Here is a 2,638-nt window from a genome sequence, read left to right on the forward strand (position 1 = left end):
GCTTCCGGCCCTTCCGCGTGCAGGCAGGTACTTCCTATGCGCTGACCGACTCCGCCGGAGCACCGCCCCGCGCCACGACCCGGCTCTTCGCCTGCGCGGCCCACGGGTGGTCCTGGGCGGGCGTCAGCCGACGGCCCAGCCGCACCGCCAGCACACTGATCGCCACGGAGAACAGCGCGAACGTCACGATGTACGGTGCGTGCAGCGAGGCACCCAGCGGCCCGCCGATGGCCGGCCCGACCGCCAGCGCCAACTGCTTGACCAGCGCGAACGCGGAGTTGTACTGCCCCGCCATGCCCTCCGGCGCCAGATCGGCGACCAGCGGCGCCACGGTCGGCGACAGCATCGCCTCGCCGAGCCCGAACAGCGCGTACGTGGAGACGAACGCGGCCGTGGCCATCTCCTGGCTGCCGTGTCCGAGGCCCGCGTAGCCCGCCGCCAGCCAGGCCACGGTCCAGATCAGGCCGACCACCGCGATCACCCGCGACCGGCGCCGCCGCTCGACCAGCTTCAGCACGGCGAACTGCGCCACGACGATCATCATCGTGTTGGCGGCGAGCGCGGTGCCCAGCGTGGACGTGGATATCCCGGCGGCCTCGACGCCATAGGCGCTCAGACCGGACTCGAACTGTCCGTAGCAGGCGAAGAACAGCACGAAGCCCAGCAGGCAGAGCTGGACCATCGCCCGGTTCTGCACGAGCTGCCGCCAGCCGCCCTTGGCCGAGCCGGAGGGCAGGTCGGTGATGCGCGGCGCACGCGGCATCCGCACCGTCGCCATCAGCACGGCGAGCAGCAGGAAAATCGTGGCCTCGATGGTGAACAGCACGGTGAAGGAGGAGGCGCGGCTCGTGTCGACCAGGTGGCCGCCTATGAGCCCGCCGACGCCCAGACCGAGGTTCTGGAGGAAGAACTGCATGGCGAACGCCCGCGACCGGGTGGCGGTGGTCGAGCAGTCCACGATCATCGTAGCCAGCGCGGGCTGCATCACCGCCTGCCCGGCACCGAGCGCGGCCGCGGTCAGCAGTACGGACACCGCACTGCCCGCCAGCCCCAGGCCCAGGGCGCCGAGCGCGGACAGGACCAGGGCAGCGAGCAGGACGGGCAACGGACCGCGCCGGACGATCGCCCGCCCGGCGAACGGCAACGCGATCAGCGCCGCCACGGCGAAGACGGCGAGCACCAGCCCGGCCGTCATGGCCCCCAGCCCACGCACCTGCGCCACATAGACATACAGATACGGGACCGTGAAGCCGAGTCCGAACGCGCTGAGCGCGTTGCCCACGTGGATGCGGGGCATCGCCGCCCCCATCGCCCTGGTCACGTTCACCTCTTCCACAAGTTAGGAGTGAAGACTTCAAAGCTAAAGTTCGAAGCTAAAGACTACACGCCGAAGGACTTCAAAGCAAAGAGACCCCGTGCCATACTCCTTGCCATGGCCGACACCGCCGGCGTCCCGGAGCCGACACTCGAAGAACAGATCGCCGCCTACCAGCGCGAGTTCCAGGACCTCGACCCCCAGGTCGAGGCGATCGTGTCGGCACTGTCCCGGCTGAACCGCCGGATGAACGTGGCGTACAGCCGCCAGACCTCCGAGCTGGGCATCAGCAACGCGGAGTGGGAAGTACTGAAGGCCCTGGTGCTCGCCGGCGCCCCCTACCGGATGGGCCCCGGCGAGCTGGCCAAGCGGCTCGGGCTCACCCCGGCCGCCATGACCCACCGGATCGACCGCATGGTCGCCGAGGGCCTGGTCACCCGCGAGCGCGACGAGTCCAACCGTGTCCGTGTCATCGTGGAGCTGACCACCGAGGGCCGCGAGAAGTGGCTCGAGGCGATGCGCCTGGCGACGGTCTTCGAGGAGGACCTGCTCCAGGACCTCACCTCCGGGGAGCGTTCCGTACTGGGAGAGGTCCTCACCCGGCTCCTCCGTCGCGTGGAGCACGCCCAGCCCGACGCAGAGGGCCGGCTCTCCGACCTGGACTGACGGCCTGACCAGGGCCGCTGGAAAAAATCTTGACAGGGGGGCTTGACCTGCCCCCCGGCGAGTCCGTAGAGTTCTTCGGGTTGCACGGAGCCGTAACGGTTCTCCGCGACACCTCGTCGCCTGGAGCGGCAACCTCAAACCAACCAGTACGACCATCCCCTGGGATTGCTTTCGGCACGTCCGAATTCAATTCGAATGGGAACCGGCGGCCCGATTAGGAACTGCCGGGGATGATCCGCTAAGGTTTGAGACGTCGGAACGGCCCAGCGGGCCGGGAAGACAACCCCCTCTGACTGGGAATCAGACGCCGAAAGGATCTGATAGAGTCGGAACCGCCGGAAAGGGAAACGCGAAAGCGAAGAACTGGAAAGCACCGAGGAAATCGGATCGGAAAAAGATCTGATAGAGTCGGAAACACCGAAGGGAAGCCCGGAGGAAAGCCCGAGAGGGTGAGTACAAAGGAAGCGACCGTTCCTTGAGAACTCAACAGCGTGCTAAAAGTCAACGCCAGATATGTTGATACCCCGTCTCCAGCATCTGCTGGGACGAGGTTCCTTTGAAAAAACACAGCGAGGACGCTGTGAACCATCGGACTATTCCTCCGGTGGTTCCGCTCTCGTGTGTGTGCACCGGATTACCGGTAAACATTCACGGAGA

Annotated in this window: 2 protein-coding genes; one reads left to right on the top strand and one right to left on the bottom strand. The window is 66.8% G+C overall.

Translation table 11 applies throughout. The features are described 5' to 3' along the window. Nucleotides 1–34: 34 nt before the first annotated feature. The gene (locus tag CCN33_RS07905; protein WP_202460423.1) at nt 35–1,297 is read right to left on the bottom strand and encodes an MFS transporter; all 1,263 of its coding nucleotides are present in this window, start codon (nt 1,295–1,297) and stop codon (nt 35–37) included. Nucleotides 1,298–1,432: 135 nt separating this feature from the next. On the opposite strand from CCN33_RS07905, the gene CCN33_RS07910 reads away from it, so the two are divergent. Then, nucleotides 1,433–1,981: a MarR family winged helix-turn-helix transcriptional regulator gene (locus tag CCN33_RS07910; RefSeq protein WP_086692629.1), complete on the top strand. Its 549-nt coding sequence runs from the start codon at nt 1,433–1,435 to the stop codon at nt 1,979–1,981. Nucleotides 1,982–2,638: the final 657 nt, after the last annotated feature.

It is taken from the genome of Streptomyces recifensis (genome assembly GCF_002154615.1).
Taxonomy (GTDB): Bacteria; Actinomycetota; Actinomycetes; order Streptomycetales; family Streptomycetaceae; genus Streptomyces; species Streptomyces griseoluteus.

Coding starts and splice junctions, on each gene's coding strand:
- CCN33_RS07910 (WP_086692629.1), top strand. CDS start 1,433: ATGGCCGACACCGCCGGCGTCCCGGAGCCGACACTCGAAGAACAGATC.
- CCN33_RS07905 (WP_202460423.1), bottom strand. CDS start 1,297: ATGCCCCGCATCCACGTGGGCAACGCGCTCAGCGCGTTCGGACTCGGC.